Annotated in this window: 19 protein-coding genes and 1 tRNA gene; 13 read left to right on the top strand and 7 right to left on the bottom strand. The window is 47.4% G+C overall.

All coding sequences use genetic code 11. The annotated features are described in order from the left end of the window. The 3 genes from E5S67_RS15390 to E5S67_RS15400 form a co-directional block, all read left to right on the top strand. A partial coding sequence (locus E5S67_RS15390; protein ID WP_172188668.1) for a HEAT repeat domain-containing protein occupies window positions 1–615 on the top strand: 615 nt, incomplete at its 5' end. A 41-nt stretch (window positions 616–656) separates the two neighbouring features. Then, complete coding sequence (locus tag E5S67_RS15395) at window positions 657–1,334, top strand: HEAT repeat domain-containing protein (protein ID WP_172188670.1); 678 nt, start codon at window positions 657–659, stop codon at window positions 1,332–1,334. 74 nt (window positions 1,335–1,408) lie between these two features. Continuing rightward, on the top strand, window positions 1,409–2,008 hold the full coding sequence (locus E5S67_RS15400) for a HEAT repeat domain-containing protein (RefSeq protein ID WP_172188672.1): 600 nt from the start codon (window positions 1,409–1,411) through the stop codon (window positions 2,006–2,008). Between the two features lie 105 nt (window positions 2,009–2,113). Here E5S67_RS15400 and ccmS read toward each other — a convergent pair whose 3' ends face one another. The 5 genes from ccmS to E5S67_RS15425 all read right to left on the bottom strand — a co-directional run bounded on the left by ccmS (window position 2,114) and on the right by E5S67_RS15425 (window position 9,281). Beyond that, window positions 2,114–2,545, bottom strand: coding sequence for a beta-carboxysome assembly chaperone CcmS (ccmS, locus tag E5S67_RS15405; RefSeq protein ID WP_172188674.1), 432 nt, complete (start codon window positions 2,543–2,545; stop codon window positions 2,114–2,116). A gap of 277 nt (window positions 2,546–2,822) precedes the next feature. After that, entirely contained in the window at window positions 2,823–4,619 is a 1,797-nt protein-coding gene (locus tag E5S67_RS15410) for an ABC transporter ATP-binding protein (protein WP_172188676.1), read from the bottom strand. Window positions 4,620–4,721: 102 nt separating this feature from the next. Beyond that, window positions 4,722–6,185 (bottom strand): RtcB family protein, encoded by a 1,464-nt coding sequence (locus E5S67_RS15415; RefSeq protein ID WP_172188678.1) that lies wholly within the window; start codon window positions 6,183–6,185, stop codon window positions 4,722–4,724. A 353-nt stretch (window positions 6,186–6,538) separates the two neighbouring features. Then, the gene (locus E5S67_RS15420) at window positions 6,539–8,374 is read right to left on the bottom strand and encodes an APC family permease (protein WP_172188680.1); all 1,836 of its coding nucleotides are present in this window, start codon (window positions 8,372–8,374) and stop codon (window positions 6,539–6,541) included. A gap of 67 nt (window positions 8,375–8,441) precedes the next feature. Continuing rightward, a complete protein-coding gene (locus E5S67_RS15425; RefSeq protein ID WP_172188682.1) occupies window positions 8,442–9,281 on the bottom strand; it encodes a prephenate/arogenate dehydrogenase in 840 nt (279 codons plus the stop codon). Between the two features lie 38 nt (window positions 9,282–9,319). Here E5S67_RS15425 and E5S67_RS15430 point away from each other — a divergent pair, with 38 nt between their 5' ends. The 10 genes from E5S67_RS15430 to E5S67_RS15475 all read left to right on the top strand — a co-directional run bounded on the left by E5S67_RS15430 (window position 9,320) and on the right by E5S67_RS15475 (window position 18,994). Next, complete coding sequence (locus E5S67_RS15430) at window positions 9,320–10,882, top strand: pentapeptide repeat-containing protein (RefSeq protein ID WP_172188684.1); 1,563 nt, start codon at window positions 9,320–9,322, stop codon at window positions 10,880–10,882. A 96-nt stretch (window positions 10,883–10,978) separates the two neighbouring features. Continuing rightward, window positions 10,979–12,544, top strand: a complete 1,566-nt coding sequence (locus tag E5S67_RS15435; protein WP_172188686.1) for a pentapeptide repeat-containing protein — start codon at window positions 10,979–10,981, stop codon at window positions 12,542–12,544. A gap of 79 nt (window positions 12,545–12,623) precedes the next feature. Next, the gene (locus E5S67_RS15440) at window positions 12,624–14,153 is read left to right on the top strand and encodes a pentapeptide repeat-containing protein (RefSeq protein ID WP_172188688.1); all 1,530 of its coding nucleotides are present in this window, start codon (window positions 12,624–12,626) and stop codon (window positions 14,151–14,153) included. A gap of 22 nt (window positions 14,154–14,175) precedes the next feature. After that, the gene (locus E5S67_RS15445) at window positions 14,176–15,684 is read left to right on the top strand and encodes a helicase C-terminal domain-containing protein (RefSeq protein ID WP_172188690.1); all 1,509 of its coding nucleotides are present in this window, start codon (window positions 14,176–14,178) and stop codon (window positions 15,682–15,684) included. A 65-nt stretch (window positions 15,685–15,749) separates the two neighbouring features. After that, window positions 15,750–15,962: a DUF2839 domain-containing protein gene (locus tag E5S67_RS15450; RefSeq protein WP_172188692.1), complete on the top strand. Its 213-nt coding sequence runs from the start codon at window positions 15,750–15,752 to the stop codon at window positions 15,960–15,962. 125 nt (window positions 15,963–16,087) lie between these two features. Next, a tRNA-Val gene (locus E5S67_RS15455) sits at window positions 16,088–16,159 on the top strand. 190 nt (window positions 16,160–16,349) lie between these two features. Continuing rightward, window positions 16,350–16,715 (top strand): hypothetical protein, encoded by a 366-nt coding sequence (locus E5S67_RS15460; protein WP_172188694.1) that lies wholly within the window; start codon window positions 16,350–16,352, stop codon window positions 16,713–16,715. Continuing rightward, window positions 16,712–17,116, top strand: coding sequence for a putative toxin-antitoxin system toxin component, PIN family (locus E5S67_RS15465; RefSeq protein ID WP_172188696.1), 405 nt, complete (start codon window positions 16,712–16,714; stop codon window positions 17,114–17,116). The genes E5S67_RS15460 and E5S67_RS15465 overlap by 4 nt, the downstream gene beginning before the upstream one ends. A gap of 105 nt (window positions 17,117–17,221) precedes the next feature. Continuing rightward, window positions 17,222–18,172: a nucleotidyltransferase domain-containing protein gene (locus E5S67_RS15470; protein ID WP_172188698.1), complete on the top strand. Its 951-nt coding sequence runs from the start codon at window positions 17,222–17,224 to the stop codon at window positions 18,170–18,172. 45 nt (window positions 18,173–18,217) lie between these two features. After that, window positions 18,218–18,994 carry a nucleotidyltransferase domain-containing protein gene (locus tag E5S67_RS15475; RefSeq protein WP_172188700.1) on the top strand — a complete coding sequence of 259 codons (777 nt, stop codon included), beginning with the start codon at window positions 18,218–18,220 and terminating at the stop codon, window positions 18,992–18,994. 167 nt (window positions 18,995–19,161) lie between these two features. On the opposite strand, the gene E5S67_RS15480 is transcribed toward E5S67_RS15475, so the two are convergent. Continuing rightward, window positions 19,162–19,941: a hypothetical protein gene (locus E5S67_RS15480; RefSeq protein ID WP_172188702.1), complete on the bottom strand. Its 780-nt coding sequence runs from the start codon at window positions 19,939–19,941 to the stop codon at window positions 19,162–19,164. 516 nt (window positions 19,942–20,457) lie between these two features. Further along, window positions 20,458–22,212, bottom strand: a complete 1,755-nt coding sequence (gene cobJ / locus E5S67_RS15485; protein ID WP_172188704.1) for a precorrin-3B C(17)-methyltransferase — start codon at window positions 22,210–22,212, stop codon at window positions 20,458–20,460. Window position 22,213: the final 1 nt, after the last annotated feature.

Below are 22,213 nucleotides of genomic sequence, written 5' to 3' on the forward strand. Positions count from 1 at the left end.
TCACACTCTTATGTGCGTAGTAGCGCGGCAGATGCCTTAGGCAAAATCGGTGACGAAAAGGCGATTCCGGGATTACTTAAACTCCTTGAAGATTCACACTCTTATGTGCGTAGTAGCGCGGCAGATGCCTTAGGCAAAATCGGTGACGAAAAGGCGATTCCGGGATTACTTAAACTCCTTGAAGGTCTAGACTATTATGTGCGTAGTAGCGCGGCAGATGCCTTAGGCAAAATCGGTGACGTGAAGGCGATTCCCGGATTGCTTAAACTCGTTGAAGATTCAGACTCTGGTGTGCGTTGGAGTGCTGCAGATGCCTTAGGCAACATCGCTAAGCACCACACAGAGAAAGTCGCCCTCCATCTCCCCGAGCTCCTTAACTTAATTCCCTCCACATCCGGCAAAGAAGTTCACCGCGCCATCCTCGCCATCCAAGCCGCCTGCAAATACTACAACTATGAGATTCGTCAGTTGTCCCTAACACCGGAATCAAGCAAGACCAACAATTCGGCTGGGCAAACGATTAATATTGAGAAAGTTGGGAATCTCAACACTGGAACCGTCAATGTTAAAGGCGACCAAGTTGGCACACAGCAAAATATTCACCCCAAAAATTGATACAACAAAGGTAAGCGCTATCCCAACCGGAGGCTCATAGCATGATTCAAAACCCAGCATATCAGCAGATGGTGCTAGACACCTTTTGCACCGCCCTAGAGGATGCCAGCCCCGCCGTCAGGGCAAAAGCAGCAGAAGCAGTGGGAAAAATAGGAGATGTCGCGATCGCACCCATCTTAGTTAAAACCCTCAAAGACACCTCTCCTGAAGTCCGCCGCAGCGCCATCCAAGCCCTCGGACAACTCAAGGATGAAGCCTCCATTCCTCACCTGCTAGCAGCGGGGCAAGATTCAGATAACTTTGTGCGTCAAAGTGTGGCTGAAGCATTAGGCAATATCAGTTCCGATGCCGCAATTGAGGCCTTACTCAAACTTGTTGAAGATGCAAACTACGATGTGCGTAAAAGCGCGGCAGATGCCTTAGGCAAAATTGGTTCCGAGGTGGCAATTTCAGCCTTACTAAAACTCGTTGAAGATTCAAACTCTGCTGTGCGTTGGAGTGCGGCAGATGCGTTAGGCAAAATTGGTTCCGAGGCGGCAATTCCAGTTTTACTCAAACTCGTTGAAGATCCAGATGCCGAAATTCGTCAAGCAAGCGCGATCGCCCTGGGAAAACTGGGTAACGAAAATATAATTCCAGTCTTGATCCGGTTGCTAGAAGACTCAAACGCGCAAGTTAGGGAAAGTGCCGTCGATGCCTTGGGTAGCGTTGCCCAGTAACGGGTTGCTTAAAGACAACTGTGGCAATTACCCCAGAAAACCAACAGGTGATCTTCCAATTCTTTTGCAAACTCTTGCGAGATTCAGATCAGCCCAGCAGAATCCGTGCCCAAGCTGCCGTATCATTAGGAAAATTGGGCATAGAGTCAGCTATTCCTGAACTTTGCCAAGCCGCATCAGCAGATCCCGATATTCAAGTCCGCCTAAGCGCAATGGATGCCCTTGTTCTCATCGCCAAACCCGAATTAATAGCAATTATGACAGAACCATCAAAAAATCAACCCACTTTCCATATCCATCAAGCCGGCCAAATCAATACTGGCGATGTGAACGTTGAGCGTGATATGGTAGGGTTTCAATACAACTACACTTTTCCAGAACCCAAACAAACCGAAGCTGTCGGTCAAGTTTCAGAAGTGATTCAAGATATTCGCCAACAAAATCCCCAAGCTTCAGACGCAGAAATTTCAGACATCATCGATGGTGAGTTGGCCACCATGCACCAGAACGATCCGCAAAAATGGCGACGTTGGGTAGATATTTTGAGCATAGTATTTGCAGGCGGCGTAGAAGCCATCAAAATCGTGGCTCCAGCGTTAGGAATTCCGATCGAAATTGCTAAGCAACTCTATGAAATATACGATCGCAACCGCAAACAACTCCCCGGTAACTAAAATATCTTATACCAACCAAAGAAACCGGGTTTTTTACCGAATCTGTGGGCTGCAACCTGTGTATTTTCGTAAAAAAACCCGGTTTCTGAACCCCCTTGCTAAGTCCTATTTCATACATTCAACCATCTGCTGTTCGAGCTTAGCCAACAATGTATCAACATCTGTTGCGGCTTCCTCAAAACAAACAGGAGGTTCAGGCTTAGGTTCAAAAAGAATCAACTTGATTTGACCTTCGCCGATCGCCAAAATCGCCACTTCCTTCTCAGGCTTGTGAGCGTTCAACACACCTACAACTTCCTGAATATGACTTCTCACTTGACGGTTCAACTCCTCAACCGCCTCTTTCTTACAATACACAAAACGCGCAGTTTCTGCAATATCAATTGCCAAAATCTCCTCGCTTTCCTCTCCCCTTTCCAGAAATAGTCCCCAAGCCAAAGCGGCCAATTCATGTTGATTAGCTTTCACGAATTTATCTAATTTGCGGCTCCAGCTATTTTCGTTGGGTTTGGACTCAGGGCTATCAAATAGAAACATTTTCTCTTCTTGTTTGTATAAACTAATATTTTACAGTCAGCAGTCATTTGTCAGTTGGCAGTTGTCATTAGTTAGAATTTAAATTACCAATTATATCATGTCTGGTTGATTCGCGAAAGGATAATTTTCGATCTCGTAAGGGCGGGTTTTACCAACAATCTACGTGTCAAACTAATTATCTCATAAACCCGCCCCACCGATATAGTTATGATGCGACCAGACATGATATTAGCAATTACTAATTACCAATTCCCAATTACCCAAAACCGCTGCGTTTCTATCTTATACCAGATTGCACGCGCCAGAGCGCCGCATAAACTCCGTCCTGTTCGATCAGTTGTTCGTGCTGCCCCGATTCTACCACCAGCCCCTCTTCCATGACACAAATGCAATCGGCATTGCGGACAGTAGAAAGACGGTGGGCGATCGCAATTGTAGTGCGATTTTTGGTAATTCGTTCGAGCGATCGCTGAATTGCCGCCTCCGTCTCGTTATCCACCGCTGAAGTAGCTTCGTCAAGGATCAAAATCGGCGGATTCTTCAAGACAGCCCGTGCAATTGCTATTCGCTGCCGCTGCCCCCCCGACAATTTTTGACCGCGTTCCCCTACAATAGTGTTGTAACCGTCGGGCAATTGCGAAATAAACTCGTGAGCCTCCGCAATTTTAGCAGCATTTACTATCTCTCGATTGCTTGCCTCAAAACTGCCGTAAGCAATATTTTCGGCTACCGTACCGTGAAACAAAAACACATCTTGACTCACCAATCCGATCGCTCTGCGCAAATCTTTTAAATTCAGGTTATTTAATTCTATACCGTCGAGATAAATATTGCCGTACTGTACCTCGTACAGCCTCAAGATGAGTTTCACCAGCGTACTTTTTCCCGAACCAGTAGCGCCAACAATCGCAGTAGTTTTTCCTGCCGGTAGAGTCAGGGAAAAATACTGCAAAATCGGCTTTCTTTGATTGTAAGAAAAAGTAACATTTTTAAATTCCAACTCACCCTTAATCGAACTAACAGGCCGCCGAATATCACCCGTGTGAATTGCGATCGGAGTATCCAACAAATTCATCACCCGATTAGTAGAAGCCATTGCGCGCTGGTATTGATCCAGAGTATCTCCCAGGCGAGTCAGCGGCCACAGCAACCGCTGGGTCAAAAACACCAAAACGCTGTAAGTTCCCACAGACAACCGGCCCGCCACAACCTCCAAACCGCCCAGAAATAGCGTTGCAATAAACCCCAAGAAAATCACCACCCGAATCAGCGGGATAAAAGCAGCCGAAAGTGCGATCGCCCGTCGGTTGCTTTGGCGGTAAGCTTGGCTTTGTGTTTCGATGCGCTGAATTTCATAATCTTCGGAAGTAAAACTTTTAATAGTAGTAATTCCCATCAAATTATTCGACAGTTGCCCGTTCAGAAAACTCACCTTTTCCCGAACATCAGCATAGAGAGGAGCGAGGCGATCTTGAAAGGCGATCGAACCCCAAATAATAAAAGGTATCGGCAGCATTGACAGCCCAGCAACACCAGGAGAGGCAGCAAAAAAAGCCGCGCCAATCACAACAACCGTTGTCATTACCTGAATCACCTCATTAGCGCCGTCGTCCAAAAAACGTTCCAGTTGATTGATATCATCATTGAGAATAGAAATCAAACCGCCCGTGCTGCGTTCTTCAAAATAAGCTAATTCTAATTCCTGCAAATGGCTGTAAGCTTCCAGACGCAAATCGTGTTCGATATCCTGAGCCAAATTGCGCCACAAATAATCATAGGCATATTCAAAAACAGATTCCAACGTCCAAACAATCGCGCTCAAAAGAGTGATAATTGCCAGTTGCCAAAAGACATCTTTGATGCCCCACTGAGCGAGGACAGAATCTTGCTGTTTCACCACCACATCAACGGCAATACCGATTAATGCTGGTGGCGCTAAATCGAAGAATTTATTCAGCAGCGAACAGATACTTGCCAGCCAAGCTTTCAGGCGGTAGCGACGCCCGTACTTCAGCAGCCGCTTTAGGGGATGGACAGGTTTTGATGGATTTGGTGATGCTTGAAAATCATTCATAGGGCATGGGGCATCAGAAATAGGGCAGAGAATTAAAAATTAGTAGGGTGATCCGCGCGCACCTTACCCTTGTTTAATTTTTAATTCTCAAAAACCCCGTTCCTAGGCTTTAAACGTTAACACTGGCTTCATTTTAGCGACTACACCAACTATTTGCGCCTCAACCTGAACGTCAATTACTGGTTGAATTGGCTTGTAAGCTGCCGGTGCTTCTTCGATTCTGCGTTCTTCGCGCAAAGTAATGCAATCTACGCCGGTTAATCCCAAAGCGGAGTCAGTTTTGTCAACACCTTCGCGGCTCATATCGAAGCGCGATCGCGCCCTTCCTGCACCGTGAGAAGCCGATCGCAAAAATCGATCGTTCCCCTTCCCAACCAGCAAATAAGACGGCGCGCCCATCGAACCCGGTACAATTACAGGCTGGCCCAAATGTGCGGGACAAGCGCCTTTGCGCGTTACCCAGCCGGCACCTTCAGCTAAAGTGATATTGTGAGGCACATCGTATACTAAGGGAGCTTCGACATCGCCGAAAACTTGCCGCAAACGCAACCGCAGAAATTCTGCTAGCAGCAAACGGTTGATAAAACCGTAGTTAGCGGCTGTTGCTTCCGCTTGCAGGTAGCTGCTTACAAGTTCGGGATTTGCTGCGACAGACAGCGGAAAAAGCCTGGATTCAGGATGTTTCAGAGTTTTCGGCCAGGCTTCGCAAGCTCGATCGCGCCACATTCCGCCGATGTATTTGCCGACATTCCGCGAACCCGAGTGAATCATGAAAGCGATTTGTCCCGATCGCACACCCCAAGTATAAGCCGTAGCTCGATCGATAACTTCCTCAACCACTTGAATTTCCACAAAGTGATTGCCGCCGCCGATAGTACCTAAGCCGCCATCCCTGACTAAGCCGTCATTTGGGACTAATTCTTCGGGAGCCCATTTGACACCGCCATTCATGGAACCGCCGAGGAAAGTGCGATCGCACTCTGACGCCAACTGCTCGAAATCCGAATTAGCCGCGCTGCCGGTGGGCTTGTCCCGCAAAGCATCCAGCCATCCGGGAATCCCGTGTTGGAACATCGCGCCAGCAGTTGTTGCAGTCATGCTGACATCGCGAGTACCGAAGAAATAATCGCCTTTGAGCAATTCTACAAATCGATCGCGCTGACTGAGGAATTGTTCGATCGACAAATCCCCAACGTGTAACCGCATCCCGCAGTTAATATCGGAACCGACAGCCGCCGGAATCACCATTCCTGCTGTTTCTACAATAGAGCCGATCGCCACCCCCGAATCCCCCGGATGGAAATCAGGAGTAGCGCAAGCGCGGCAAACGCAGCCGCCTTGAGGGTGACGAACATTCGCCAAACTTGCTAACTGTTTGAGCGCCTTTGCTTCCACCGGAAAACCCTCTGGGAGCAAAACTTCTGCTGTTTGAGCATCGGCATCTTGCCAATTTTCTTTCAGAGAACTATTGAGACAAATCGAGTAGACTTTATTGTCGTAACTAACATCAAGACCTTGCCGAGACAAAGCTCGCAAAAGCCTGTTCAAGTTTTTTGGCTGCTGCATAAATAGTCTGTTGCGGGTTGCATAGCAACCCCCAAGAGTTGAAGAGCTTTTTTAGGGAACAAAAGACTTGGGTTCAGCAGCCGCAATCTTTTTCAAGATAAGTTGAAAGGCAACTTGTCTGATGACTAAGTTTATGACATATCAAAAATGATATGTCAACCCTTTCATTGAATTTTTAATAAATATATATGATTTACCAAGCGGTGTCAGAAACTAGGTTTCTGCCTAGATAAATCGCATCCAAACCAAAGATTTTGCAAAGAAACCCGGTTTCCTTTGTCACCGCCTCATCGAGCATTCCAGCCTTCATTGCCAGGAAGTAGGGGCAATCCCGCGCCGTTGCCCATCCCCCCTTAAAGAAAATACCTAACCGTCGTCACCACCCGACTTTTTTTAGCCCGCAAAGCCGCTTTCAAAAAGAAAGCAGTTTGATTGTGCAGCAGTCCCTCCCACCAATTTCGCGTCACAAAAGCCGGAATGATCAGGGTTAAATATACTCCCGGTCGCTGCTCTTCAAACAAAGTCAAAAAGTGCGTCAAAGCCGAACCAACAGAACGGTAAGGCGAGTCCAGAATTTCCAAAGGAATGTCTGACTGCAAATCTTGCCAAGCCGCTTGTAATTTTTCTCGATCGGTCAAACCAATATCTACGTGAACTGCCACAACTTCATCAGCAATTAAACGAGCGTAATCGAGGGCCTCGAAAGTTCCTCGGTGCAACTGCCCGATTAACACCACTGCCGGATGTGTCACAGTCTTAACTCTAGGTCTGCGAAGATAAGACCTCGGTTCTATTCCCTGAATGCTCAAGCGAGCCGCTACATACCGATAGTGCCGGTGAATAGCTAAAAATAGAGTGACTACGATCGGAATAGTTACTACGACAACCCAAGCTCCCAAAAGGAATTTTGTAGCGAGAATTACAGCCAAAACTCCCGTTGTTGCCACTGCACCAATACCGTTCATCACAGCACTAACTTGCCAACCTTTACCTCGCTCCTTAAACCAGTGAATTACCATTCCCGATTGGGAGAGAGTAAAAGAAGTGAAAACTCCAACCGCATACAGGGGAAGCACCGCGCTTGTATTGCCTTGAAAGATGATAATTAAAAGAGCAGCGCAGAAGCTGAGCAGATTAATGCCATTAGAATAAACCAGTCGATCGCCCAACAGCGACAACTGCCGAGGCAAGTATCCGTCCCGCGCCAAAAAATAACAAAGTCGCGGAAAATCTGCATAACTCGTATTCGCCGCCAACAGCAAAATTAACAGAGTTGCTGCCTGCAAATAGTAATAAAATATACCGACACCAAAAATCTGTTTTCCCAATACAGAAAGGAGCGTTTCATGTTCTGTAGGAATCACCTGATAAATATGAGCCAAGTAACTAATCCCCAAAAACATCGCTCCCAGAATTCCCCCCATATAGCTCAAAGTCAGGCGCGCATTCTTCCATTCAGGAGGCTTAAAAGCCAACACCCCGTCTGATATGGCTTCAACTCCAGTCAGGGCTGTACAGCCCGCCGCAAAGGCCCGCGCCAGCAGAAATAATCCCAAAGGTTCCTTAGCAGGAATATTTTCTAAGGTCGGAAAAACATGACCTGTTGCCTGTTGGAATAAACCGCAGCCAATCAAAACAAAAATGCCAACGAGAAACCCATAGGTGGGAACCATAAATATATTGCCCGATTCCCGCACGCCCCTGAGATTGGCAAACATGACTAAGACAATAAAAAATAAGCACACTTCCACTCTATACGGTTCCAGTCCGGGAAATGCTGAAGTCAAGGCCGCAACGCCAGCCGAAATACTCACTGTTACGGTGAGGATGTAATCAATCATCAGCGAAGCTGCTGCGATCAAACCGGGATAAATACCCAAGTTTTCTCGCGCTACAATGTAAGCGCCACCGCCATTGGGGTACGCTTTAATTGTCTGTCGGTAAGACAGCGCCACGATCGCCAACAGTAAAATAATAATTCCAGAAATAGGCAGCGATAAACTCAAACTGCTACTCCCCGCTAGTAATAGCACGAGCAGAGTTTCTTGAGTAGCGTAGGCAACAGATGAAAGTGCATCGGAAGCCAGAACAGCTAGTCCAGCAGCGTTGCTTAGCCGTTCGTGAACAGATGCACTGGTGGGGAGAGATTCACCCAGTAAAAATCTCTTGAGTCGAGAATAAGTGTACATTGAAACTCAATATATAGGCGTCCACAAATCATAATCGAGACGGGGACCGTTTTAAGTATTTTTTGGCCTATAAGTTGTAATTTTGTCTGGCTTGTTGAGTCAGCTTCAGCTTGTGTTCGAGAGCTTGCCAATTTTCTGCTTTGATATCGCTGATGAACTCATCGAGACTGTCGCGGTAAATAGAGAGCGATCGCAACAATTCTTCTCGATTGTATTTCGCCACCATCACTCCCAGTTCGGGATTGCCGCCGCCAACGCGGCTCGTGTCCCGAAAACCCGAACTCGCCAAATGTTGGGCTAAATTAACAATATCCCGATCGCCCTCTCGATCGCAGGCAGCAACCAGCGTCGCGCTCGCCATGAGCGGCAAATGAGAAATCCAAGCCACAGCTCGATCGTGTTCTTCCGGCTCACATCGGTAAACTTTAGCACCCAGCGATCGTGCAATCTCCTCAACCTTATCCACCGCAAGCGCCGGCGTTTGAGCCTGCGGCGTCACCACATAAGGCCGGCCCACAAACAAATCCTTTACCGCCGCCTCAATCCCGCTTTCAGTATTCCCCGCCATCGGGTGTCCCCCCACAAAATTCTGCCACAGAGAAGACACAGCCTGCACTATGGGTGTTTTTACGGAACCGACATCCGTTACAATAGTATCAGGGGAAAGATAGGGCACCAACTCTCGGACGATCTGCTCGATCGACCCCAGCGGCGTGCAAATAAAAACCACATCGGCTGCTGCCATCAGAGACAGGTTGATGCTGGCTTCATTGACAACACCGCGAGCTTGCGCCCGATCGCAAGTCTGCTGCCGGCTCGAAACCCCAAAAACATTAAACCCGCGCGATCGCAAATCCAGCCCGATCGAGCCACCAATTAAACCCAGTCCTACAATACCGATATTCATAGCAATAAAATGGGGATATTTGATACGGTGCCGCCCCCATGACAGTCGAGGAACTCCTGAAAAAATATGCTGCCGGAGAAAGAAACTTTGCCGGAATCAACCTGACTGAGGCCAACCTCAGCGGTGTCAACTTGAGCGGAGCCAACCTCAAGGGTGCGAATCTGAGTGTAGCAAACCTGAGCGGTGCCAACCTCACCGGTGCCAATCTCACCGGTGCCAAACTCAACATCGCCAGACTCAGCGGCGCCCATCTCGGTGGCGCCGACCTCACCGACGCCGACCTCAACGTCGCCTACCTAGTGCGAGTTGACCTCAAAAAAGCCACACTCACAGGAGCCAAACTGATCAGAGCCGAGCTAATTCGAGCCGAGCTCAGCGGAGCCAACCTCAGCGAAGCCAACCTCAGCGGCGCCACCCTCACCGAAGCCACCCTCCGAGGAGCCAACCTCGCTCAAGCCAACCTTCGAGGCGCTCACCTCAGCGGCGCGTGCTTGACAGAAGCCAACCTCGAACAAGCCAACCTGCAAGGCGCCGACCTCAGCCGAGCCGACCTCAGCGGCGCCGACTTGCGAGGCACAGAACTGCGGCAAGCCAACCTCACTCAAGCCGTACTCAGCGGCGCCGACCTCAGCGGCGTCAATTTGCGCTGGGCCATCCTCAGCGGCTGCAATCTCCGCTGGGCCGACCTCAGCGAAGCCAAATTGAGCGGTGCCGACCTCAGCCGAGCCGACCTCTGCCACGCCAACTTGCTGAATGCCAGTTTAGTTCACGCCGACCTGTCAAATGCCTATCTGATCCGCGCCGACTGGATTGGAGCCGACTTAACCGGAGCCACCTTAACCGGAGCCAAACTCCACGCCGTTTCGCGGCTCGGCATCAAAACCGAAGGCATGACCTGCAAGTGGGTGGATCTCAGCCCCAACGGCGACCACAGCCAAATTTACTGGTTAAACTCCGGAGGAACCCACGAATTTTTTCACGAAACCTTGCCCACAGTTCGGATTGTGATTGACTCGCCCTTAGATCAAGGCGCTCATTTTGCCCTAGCTGCAACTTATTACCAAATTGCCCAACAATACCCGAGTTTAAGTCAGCCACCCACGATCGAAGTCAGCTCCAGGCGCACCGTACTCGCCTTTAAAATGGACAGCGACGATAAATTATTTGCCACCGCTTACGTTGCCATCATTCCTTTTAACGACGCCGCCACAACTCAAAAAAACCTGATCGCTTTGATGAAAATGATTCAATCTCACGATGCAGGCAAACTTAACGTCAAAGAGTCCAAACACGTCCAATTATGCAGCAAAGCTCTCAACCAAGCTATTAGCAAAGTAGACCAAATCAAAATTTCAAGTTCTTTTCCAAAAATCGGCGAAAGCATCAATTTTTTTCAGATTCCAACACAGATGATCTTAATTAATTCCCGCGACCAAAGACTCAGCGTATATCACCACCCAGCCTTCGGCAAGCGCTTGATTAAAAAATATGACCCGAACAACTCAACCTCTGGCAAGTTAGCCGAAAGCACAAAATTGGCTCAAGCTAATATAAATACCATTTTGGATTTTATAAAAGGCTTCCACAATATAGATGTTTAGGCATATTGCATCAAGTTACAAAAAATGCTTATTCTAGTTTAAAGGTTGGCACAACAAAGCTTTGTTCTAGCTAACACATCAGGGAAATTGAAAAGCATGGATGCCGAAGAACTAATCACCAAATATGCAGCAGGAGAAAGAGACTTTACTGCCATCCTCCTTTGCGAGGCAAATCTCAGCAGGATCGATCTCAGCGGGGCTAATTTCAGTGAGGCAATCTTGAGCCTCACCAACATGAGCGGCACCAATCTATCAAACGCCAACATGAGAAAAGCCAAACTCAATGTTGCCAGACTCAGCGGTGCCAATCTCAACAAAGCCAACCTCAGCGGCGCTATCCTCAACGTGGCTAACTTGATTCGAGCCGACCTCCGCGAAGCCCAACTCGTCGAAGCTACAATGATCAGAGCCGAACTGATCCGAGCCGAACTCAGCAGTGCAAACTTGAGCGGTGCAAACCTCAGCGAAGCAGATTTGAGAGAAGCAACCCTCAGAGAAGCCAATCTAGAGCAAGCCGACCTCAGCGGAGCTCACCTCAGAGGCGCTTCTCTAACAGCGGCCAACTTGGAACGGGCCAACTTGCACAGAGCCGACCTCAGCAGGGCAGACTTGCGAGGAGTCAACCTCTGCAATGCCGAACTCAGACAAGCTAATCTTTCTCAGGCAAACCTCAGCGGCGCTGACTTGCGAGGCGCTAATCTCCGGTGGGCTGACCTCAGCGGGGCGAACCTGACCGGCGCTGACCTCGACGAAGCGAGATTGAGCGGGGCCAACTTGTACGGGGCAAATTTGAGCAATGTCAACCTGTTGAACGCTACTCTGGTACACGCGGATTTGACCCAAGCGAATTTGATTCACGCTGATTGGGTGGGCGCAGATTTGACGGGGGCGGCTCTGACGGGGGCAAAAATTTACGCGGTGTCCAGGTTTGGTGTGAAAGCAGATGACATTACCTGCGATTGGGTTGACCTCAGTCCTAACGGCGATCGCAGCCACATTCAGCGCTTTACTTCAGAAGAATCTCAAAGGTTTTTCAATGCTACACCCCCGACAGTTCAAATTATTGTCGATCGACCCCTAGACCCTGACGCTAACTTTATCCTCGCAGCTACCTACCGTCAGATTGCCCGTCAATACTCAGGTTTGAGCAATCCTCCCAGCATAGAAGTTAATTCCCGACGCACAATCATCTCATTTAGAATAGACCAAGACGAGCAACTATTTCCCACAGCTTTCGTTGCCATTATTCCTTTTAGCGACGCGGCATTTACGCAGAAAAATCTCATTACTCTGATCAAGATGATTCAACCCCAACAAAGTGGTAATAACCTGGGCGTCAGAGTCTCAAATATGGTAGTGCAATTAAACGTAGCCTTGACCAAAACAATCAGAAAAATAGGGGAAATGAAAATTCAGCCGGTTCGCCTCGATCGCGAACCTGTGTCTAATTTTTTCCAATCGCCTACCCAAACTGTACTGTCTAACTCCAGCGCCGAAAATTTGATGGTTCACTATCACCCAGACTTTGGCAGAAACTTGACCAATTTGCCGGGAGTCAACAAAATCTCTATCAGCCCTGCAATTAAAGCCCAAAGATTCACAACCCCGCCGCTAAATACAGTCGTTGAATTTGTCAAAAGCTTTTATCAGCTCGGCGATTAAATACTATAAATTAATTTGAGAGAATTTATATTCATGGTCTATAAAAGTTAGCGGATTGCCCTTTCAGTCAGGTAAAAAAATGGAAGCTGATGAACTTCTCAAACGATTTGCAATCGTCAAAAGATACAAAGAAGGTGACAGAGATTTCACAGGAATCAACCTGAATGAAGCTAATCTCAGCCGCATCAACCTCAGCCAATCAATTTTAACGCGGGCTAGCTTATTTGTCACCAACATCAGCGGCGCTAACTTGAGCGAAGCTAACTTGAGCGAAGCTAACCTGAATGTGGCTAGACTAAGCAGCACCAATCTCTCGCGGGCAATCTTAAACGGGGCTAGTCTCAACGTAGCAAACTTAGTGAGAGCCGATTTAAGTGCAGCTCAATTAATCGGAGCATCCCTGATTAGAAGCGAATTAGTCCGCTGCGAACTCAGCCAAACTAACTTCACCGGTGCCAACCTGACTGAAGCAGATTTAAGAGAGGTAAAATTGACGCAGGCTAACCTGTGCGGTGCTAATCTTTCCGGTGCAAATCTCAGAGGTGCTTCGGCTTCTTCAGCTAACTTTCAAGGAGCTAACTTGCACGGGGCGGATTTGACGAAAGCAGAACTTAGCGGCGTCAATTTGAGCAATGCCGATATGAGACAAGCTTCTTTGCAGCAGGTGAATCTGTGCGGTGCCGATTTGAGCGGAGCTAATCTCAAATGGGCTGATTTGAGCGGAGCTAACCTCAACGGTGCAGATCTGAGCGATTCTAAATTCAGCGGAGCCAACCTCAACGGAGCAGATTTAAGAAATACTAATTTAGCAAATGCTAGTTTGGTTCACGCTGATTTGACAGAAATTAATTTGATTAATGCAGATTGGGTGGGCGCTGATTTGAGAGGAGCAAATTTAACTGGGGCCAAACTGTATTTGGTTCCCCGGTTTGGTATCATCGCAGATGATATTACTTGCCAGTGGGTTGATCTCAGCTCTGCCGGCGATCGCACTCAGATTCAAAAATTTAATTCGCCCTCAGAATCGAGAAAATTTTTAAATCGCACGCCCGGGTTAGTGCGAATTGTGGTAGATGCACTTTTAGACCACTCAGCCAACATCTTTTTAGCAACCGCTTACGGGGAAATAGCTCAACATTACCCGGCAATGAGCTGTCCTCCCAATATTGAAGTCGGCTACCGCCGGACAATTCTTACTTTTAGATTTGAGAGCGACGAGCATTTATTTGCAGCAGCTTTTTTAGCGGTTATTCCTTTTAAAGATGCTGTACAAACTCAGGAAAATATTGTGGCAATTGGCAAAAATATAGAAAGTCAAAACTTGGATAAAAAACGGATAGTGCAGTTGTGTAAAGCATTGAGTGCAGCGAGGGATAATTTAAATAAATTGATATATTTGCTTTCTACTATCGCAATCGTCGATCGGACAACTAAGTTTTTTGAGTCACCTACACAAACTATTTTAATTAGTTCGGGAGAGGAGAGCTTGACGGTGAATTGTCACGGGAATTTTGGGAAAGGAGGCGCAACTCATCAGGAGAGTATATTCAGTGTGCCTCTCGGTCAAAAAGTAGTTGATTTTCTGGCAAGTTTTGATTATGTTGAGTGAGGAATGTTAACAGTACAATCGATTGATTGAGGTAGAAGTCCACAACTCGCTGCTCCGCTTCCTGCGATCGAACTCCGAGCCGCACTGGCCGCATCATTTAACGATGGCGCGACTTGTGGCGCGGGCTTTGCGCTTGGGGCGCAGCGCTCTGATCCAAACGGGGCTTCCCGCTGGAGCTTACCGACAGCGGTATCGAGTCAGCTATTTGATGCCGATTTTGATGTGGCCGGAGCCTGTGATTTTAGTCGCGCCGAAACCGCTGCTGGAACATTTGCAGGCGGTGGAAATTCCGCGTTTGCAAGAGTGGTTGGAAACTGATAAGTCGATCGAGACTTATTCCGATAATCCCACTGGACGAGGATTGATGCTAGCAGAACCCGAGTCTTGGCTGGCGGCTCGCTTGGCTGTGGATTCGCCACTTCAGAGCAATATTCCGACAATTATCGACGGTGTGGATGACTTGGAAGTTTGGACGCGCGAGCAATTGACGGCGTGTTTGCAACCGGCTGACTGGAACGATTTAATGCAATCTCAGCCTTTGGAAGCCGATGCAATCCTCCAAGGGCGGGTACTGCTAACGCGGGCTTTCTTTCAGCATCCGGCGAAACCAGAGGAGTGCTATTTGCTGGAAACGGCAGAGCAAAATATTTTGGAGGGGCTGTTTGAAAGCATCGAGCCGAATTCGCTGATTCCGGCTGCTTGGAGGAATTTTTGGCAGCGGTGGGAAGCAAACGGAAAACTGCGGTGGGCGCAAATTCATCGGGAGGCTGGCTCATTTTCTCTGTTCTGCGCGCCGGTTCAGGTGGCTGAGGTTTTGAGCAAAATTTGGGATTGTCAGCCTGTAGTGTTGATTGGGGGGGCGGTGGATGTGGAACCGAAGGCTCCGATCTTCCGGCAAATGCTGGGACTGCCAGAATTGACGAGCGTTAAGTTTTCGCCCGATCGACAAAGCGAATTAATTCAACTGTACATTCCCAACTGGCTGCCGCTGCCGAATACGCCGGAATTTCAGGGTGTTTTAATTGAAGAAATTCGGACTTTGCTGTTTATGAGCGCGTCGGTGGCGGGTTTAACGGTACTGATTGTTGGTGATGTACCGCTGAAGGCAAGGCTGGCTGCAATTTTGGCGGCTGAATTCGGTTCTCGGGTGCAGGTAGAAAAAACAGATGTGGGGGAGAATGCGATTTTGGTCACTGGGTGGGAGTTTTGGCGGGAACATCAGGGGGAATTGAGCGCGCCTCACTTGCTGGCGATCGCAACTTTGCCATTGCCTTCTTTGGAGAATCCTTTGGTGACGGCGCGTGTGGCTTATTATAAGGAGCAGCGCAGGGATTGGTTTAGGTTGTATTTGCTGCCGGCGGCGCTGAATGAGTTGCAACGGGCGATCGCGCCTGTGCGAGAACGTCAAGGGGTGGTGGCGATTTTCGACAGCAGGGTGATTCACCGCAGTTACGGACAGCAGGTTTTAGCGGCTTTGAGTCCTTTTGCGAGGATTGATTATTTGGATACGACTTGGCTGACGCAGGCTTGAGATCACCTGTTGGCGTATAATTTGGTTAGGTATCCAGTTGAAATCTAATTTAGCAGACAAAGATTATGGGTGAAGCTAAGCGTCGCAAAGAGTCGATCGGCGACGAATACGGTAAACAAGAACGCATCCTTCCCTGGCTGCCAATCACGAAAACCCAAAGCGAAGATTTTGTGAAGTGGACAAGTCGCGGAAGCTGGATGGGGATTAGCCTTTTGGTGGCTTGGTGGGTGGTAGTGCGATTCGTCGGCCCAGCGGCGGGTTGGTGGGAGGTTAACTGATGCCAGACTCGACAAATGCCTGTATTCTTGGCATTGTGTCGAGTTTAACTCCGAAACAAGCGGCTGATTTTTTAGGAAAATTTTAGTTGCGAATTTGGACTTGGTATGGTATCTTAATTATCTGCGGGCAATTAGCACAGTGGTAGCGCACTTCCTTCACACGGAAGGGGTCACTGGTTCAAATCCAGTATTGCCCATTCAAAATTTATGGTGACTCATTAGACATTTCCCAAAAATAAAATATCCTGTCGGAGTGCGATCGCGCGATCCAGGTTGGAGGGTGAAGCATTTGGGGATAAAATTACAGGTTTTCAACACAAATTGTCGCCCAAATACTTCACCCCTACATATCTCAAACGGCTTGAGATTATTTAGAGAGGTAACTTTATGATCCAAATAATTCTGAACTCAGAACAAGAAAATTTACTGCAACAACAGTTAGAGACAGGGAAATATACAACTCCCGATCAGGTAATTACTGATGCTTTAAAAGCTTTGTCAGAAAAACAGCATCTTAATCAACCTCGGCAAGTAGTAACGATTATTTCAGGAAAACCTGCACAAGATTTACTCGCAGAAAAAATTAAAATGAGCCGGGAACTTAAGAATAGTTATCAGCCCGATCCGCACCGACAAGCTTTAGCTGAAGATTTTAGCAACTTATGTGAAGAAACCCAGGCTTTACACGCCGATCGTCCTTTAACTGATGAAGAAATTGCCGAAGAAATTGGAGCTTATCGGAGAGGAGAATGAGAGTTGTTATAGATACTAATATTTTAGTATCTGCGGCGATCGCTGGAAGAAAATCAGCAACTATTATTACCTGGGTGATCGATCAACCTGATTATGAATGGGTAGTTTCAGAAGAAATTTTAGCAGAGTATCAGGAGGTATTAAGCAGACGAAAACTAAAATTAACAGATGTTCAGAAAGAAAGATGGTTGAATTTGATTCAAGGTTCAACCAAACTCATTGATGTATCTATAGAAATTGATTTTCCTAGAGATCAAAAATATGCTAAGTTTATTGCTTGTGCACTCTCTGCTAATGCTGATTTTTTAATTACAGGCGATCGCGATTTTACGGAAGTTCAGAGTTTAGGAAATACGTTAATTATTTCTGTTTCTCTTTTTGCAGAATCGATCGTGAATTAGCCTCTGTTCAACAATGCCAAATCCCCGATCGCCCAAAACTTACCTTGTATAATACACGTATGCTACACTAATATCGTAGCTCGTGTCCCCGCAGGAGGTTCGCTAATGGCAAATGCCAATATTTCCCAAAATTTCAACTTAATCATCCCCGCAGGAACCCAAATTGTCACCAAAATTGAGGTCAAAAACCCCGCAGGCGACCAATCTTGGAAACCGGGATTAGTAGGTGTCATCGTTCAATCGCCTACGGACAATTCCCACGCATATTTAGTCAAACTCCCAGACGGAACACAAGTTAGTCTGCGGCGGCACGAACTCAGCATCCGCAAGCAGTTTCAGAGCGAAGGATTGCAGTCAGGAGGAGATTTTCTTGCAGAATACAACCTCTATGATTCTGTAATTTACCGCTGCATTGTTGGTTCTAGAGCCTACGGTCTTGATAACGAGCAATCCGATACAGACAGACGCGGGATTTACCTGCCGCCGGCAATACTTCATTGGTCGCTTTACGGCATCCCAGAACAATTGGAAAACAAGGAAAATCAGGAATGCTATTGGGAACTGCAAAAGTTTCTAGTTTTGGCACTAAAAGCTAATCCAAATGTGCTAGAATGTTTGTACACGCCTTTAGTAGAAACGGTTTCTCCTGTAGCACAAGAATTGCTCGAAATTCGGGAAATCTTTCTTTCTCAATTGGTTTATCAAACTTACAATAGCTACGTTTTGTCTCAATTTAAAAAAATGGAGCAAGACCTCCGCAATACCGGGGAAATTCGTTGGAAGCACGCGATGCACTTAATTCGCTTGTTGCTGTCAGGAATTACTGTGCTCAAGGAGGGGTTTGTACCCGTTCGGGTGCAGGATTATCGATCGCAACTTTTATCTATCCGCAACCAAGAAATATCCTGGGAAGAGGTGAATCGCTGGCGGTTGAGTTTGCACGGTGAGTTCGATCGCGCTTTTGCTGCAACTAAGCTGCCAGAACGTCCTAATTACGAGAAAGCTAATCTGTTTTTGATTGAAGCGCGTAGAGGTGCGATCGAAATCGGATCTTGAAATCGCTTCTATACAAACAAAGCCCGCCTGCACGGACTGGAATAAATGACAGAATACATTTCCGATTTAGCCCAAATTATCTCCGTTCGACCTTATCCGCTGCTGTTTGCCACTGTCAGCGGTTCGCACTTATACGGCTTTCCTTCCGCAGATTCTGACTTCGACTTGCGGGGAGTACACATCTTACCGCTACCGAAAGTAATTGGACTGATTACTGGAGAAGAAACAATCGAAGTTTCTGAGGTGCGGGAGGGAATGGAACTAGATTTAGTAACTCACGACATTAAGAAATTTTTTGAGTTGCTGTTGAAGCGCAACGGCTACGTGCTAGAACAACTGTATTCGCCGCTCATAGTTTACAGTACAAAGGAACACGAGGAATTAAAGGATATCGCCTCGAACTGCATTACCAAGCACCACAGCCACCACTATCTCGGTTTTGCTCAAACTCAATGGAAATTGTTTGAGAAAGAACGCCCGCGTCGGGTTAAGCCGCTGCTGTACGTTTACCGGGTGTTGCTGGCTGGGATTCACTTGATGCAAACCGGGGAAATCGAGGCTAATTTGGTGAAACTTAACGAGAAATTCCAATTGTCGTATATTCCTGATTTGATCGATCGCAAGCTGGCTGGGGAGGAAAAATCTGTGCTGGAAGATACAGATATAGAATTTTATCAGCAAGAGCGCGATCGGCTAATCAATATATTAGAAGAGGCAAGTTTTACAAGTCATTTGCCGTCAAATCCTAATGCAAAGGTTGCTCTTAGCGATTTTCTGGTAAAGGTGAGGATCTCCTCTCAAGGCTCTTCCACCTCTAATTAGCCATTTGGTGGAGCAAGCAGCCTATATATTAGTCGTTTGGTGCGCCGAAGAGCGCAGAACCTCCAGTCCAAAACGCATCAGTACCAAATAAACCGGGCTTTTAATCGCCACTAAAAGCCCGAATGCAGTATATTCGTCTATCAAACCCGGTTTCAAAAGATTTACTTTTATAGGTTTCTGTTTGCTGGTTCGCTAAGGGCAGGTATGCTGAAATTTTGATACTCGGTAGCTTGTGGGTTTTTTCCTGGTATGTAAATATTCCAATTAACCCCGCCTAAATAGGTCTTGATATATGAAATCAAGGCGTGGATAAATACAACGATGCCCACCATTTCAAATGACTCTTCAAGGGTCGTTAACATCACGTAGGATAGATTCCCCGGGCCCGCTGTATAAACTATGTATCCCGCTAGCATTTCCACTCCGATGGCTCCTCCAATATAAAGAGCGCTTGCTGCAACAAACAATTTTCTTGTAGAAACCGGAAGGTGGAACAGAAACTTACTGTAGGATAAGAGAAATATCGCTACTAGAAAACCTATCGGCACAACCCAACTAAAGTAAAGAAATCCTGTAGCATTTATCAGGCTTCGCATCGGGTTAACAAGCTTTTCGTGCAATTGACTCAGTTCGTCTAAAGATAGATATAAAAAGATGAACGATAAAATTTTCCAGTGATGCTTGTAGCGACAACTATCCAAATTTTTCGCATAGGCGATCACACCCAGCAAGACAGAACTAAACAGCAATGCCAAAAATGAGTAGAAGGTTGGAATGTTCCCCTCGTAATCAACGTTGAATCCGTTTGCCAAGAAATCTCTAGACGGGTAATCCGGCAAGAAATACAAAGTCATCTGACTTAAGAAAGATAGTACAGCTAGACAGACCACCACTCGAAGCAGCAACTGGGTTACAGCTCCTGGATTTAGAGGAATTTGGAATTTCATGTTCTCTTAACCGTTCTCTTAACCTTGGGTTAAATGTATGTTATCAATAAAAATCTTTTTCCCGTATATCTACAGACATAGAAGACTCATTCTGGTGAAAGCGCTCTTTTGTTACCGTAAGATTACTGTAAGATTAAGGAATTTAGCAGACATCGATCGCCTTTAATTTTATTGTTGTTATAGAAAAATCTTTTATTTCCAGAGGACTAAATTGGATCTATCCGAAGATGAAGCTAAAATCCTTACTAAGGTAGAGTAGATATCTAAATTAGATCGATATCTGCCAGAAAAACTCGGCTTCAGGAAGCCGAGATCCCTCAGTACGGAGGATTGCTGTAATCAAAGGCGATCGCTCATTAATCGAGAGTGAAAACCATGAGATGAAATAAGAGACCGATCGAGTGATTCGCCGCCATTTGTTAACCTAGACTCCTCCCAGCGAGAGTAAAATATTTCCTTGTCAAAGTCAATTAGCTTTGAGTCAATTGCTTATTTCCCAAGTTTTTGCTGCTTTACTTATTTTTCGTACCTGCGCGGCGTGTAAACCCAAACATCTCCATATTTGCGGGGAATAATCCGAGTTTGACTGGAACCGACAATCACTAAAGTTCTCATATCGGCGTCTTGCGGCTGGAATTCGCCGAGGGTGCAAACCCGCACAGATTGACCGGGCCGACCGAGGTTTCGCCCCAGTACGACGGGGGTTTTAGGATCGCGACTTTGCAACAAAATCTCGATCGCCCTAGAGAGTTGCCAAATCCGCTGTTTCGAGATCGGATTGTAAAATGCGATCGCGAAATCTGCGATCGCAGCGGCGGAAATCCGCTGTTCTATGACCTCCCAAGGCTTGAGAATATCCGAAAGCGAAATCACGCAAAAATCGTGTCCGAGGGGTGCTCCGATCGCAGCAGCGGCCGCCTGCATGGCTGAAATGCCCGGTGCTACCCGAATATCGATGCCCTGCCATTCGGGTTTTGCATCAAAGTCGATCGCCTCAAACACCGCCGCAGCCATCGCAAAAATACCCGGATCTCCCGACGAAACCACGGCTACAGATTTGCCGGATGCTGCTAAATCTAGGGCAAAACGCGCGCGATCGATCTCTTCGCGGTTGTCGGAATCGTGCCGCTTTTGTCCTTCCCGCAGGGTTCCGGCTAAGTCGAGATAGAACTTGTAACCCACCCAATCCGTGGCTTCGCGCAGGATTTCTTTAACTTCCGGCGACATCCAGGACGCGCCGCCTGGGCCGGTACCGACGATCGCCAGTTTGCCGCGGCTAATTCCGATCGCCCTAGCATCAAAGGGTTGGGCGGCTAGGGCGATCGCGCAATTCAGGGCTAAAGTGCGATCGCATTCGATTAACTGACTGTTTGCACCGGCTGCTGTCAGGGCAATTTGTGCGGCATGATTTTCGATGAATTCAATAGAGTTAAATTCGACAAGTTCCGATTGATTGAAAAAACGGACGGGAACTTGAAAATATGCTGAAACTGCTTGTAATGCCGGATTTCCCATCTCATCTTTTAAGGCAAAAAATCCTGCAATTGCAGCGGCAGCTAAATTTGTTTTTGCCAGTAATTCCCGCACGCAAGCTACGGCTATTTCTGGCTGAATATTCGATAGGTTCGCGAGGGCAACTGCCGCAATTTTCGGATGGTAAACCAAACAATCTGGCGCAGGCAAAACTGCTTTTTCGGTGACGCGGATGGTCGATCGGGCATCGGGGGCGATCGGCAAATTGCTCTCGGAAAGCCAGCTTGCAGCGCCTTCTAGGCGTACTTTTGCCCCGGCGAGCAAATTTGAAATAAAAGTTTTCGCGTCCTCTGGATTCGCCAAATAATAGCCCTGGGGAGGGCTTAGCAGCGCGGTGCGAAACCGAATATCTCCGGTGGTGGTAATTGCAGGTTGTACGCCCAGGGCTGCTGCAATCTCTCTGGCCAAATCATTAACGCCGTGCAAACCGCCCAGCAGAGGTACTACGGCGCTTCCGTCTTCTGCGACGGCTAAAACTGGCGGTTCGGCGCGTTTGTCTGACAGCAGCGGGGCAAGGGTGCGGATGATTATTCCGGCGGCGCAGATGCCGATGATTGGGGTTTCTGTTGCAAATAATTCCCGCAATGTTTCGCCGAAGTTGCTAAAGTTGATGTCTGTGTTGGAAGTGCGATCGATTAAACCGTAAATCTGGGAACCGGGGAAATGTGCGGAGATTTTTTGGGCGATCGGCAGGCTGTTTTGACCTAAGATAACTATGGCGGGAGAAATTCGATTCACT

This window comes from Microcoleus asticus IPMA8 (genome assembly GCF_013179805.1).
Taxonomy (GTDB): Bacteria; Cyanobacteriota; Cyanobacteriia; order Cyanobacteriales; family Microcoleaceae; genus Microcoleus; species Microcoleus asticus.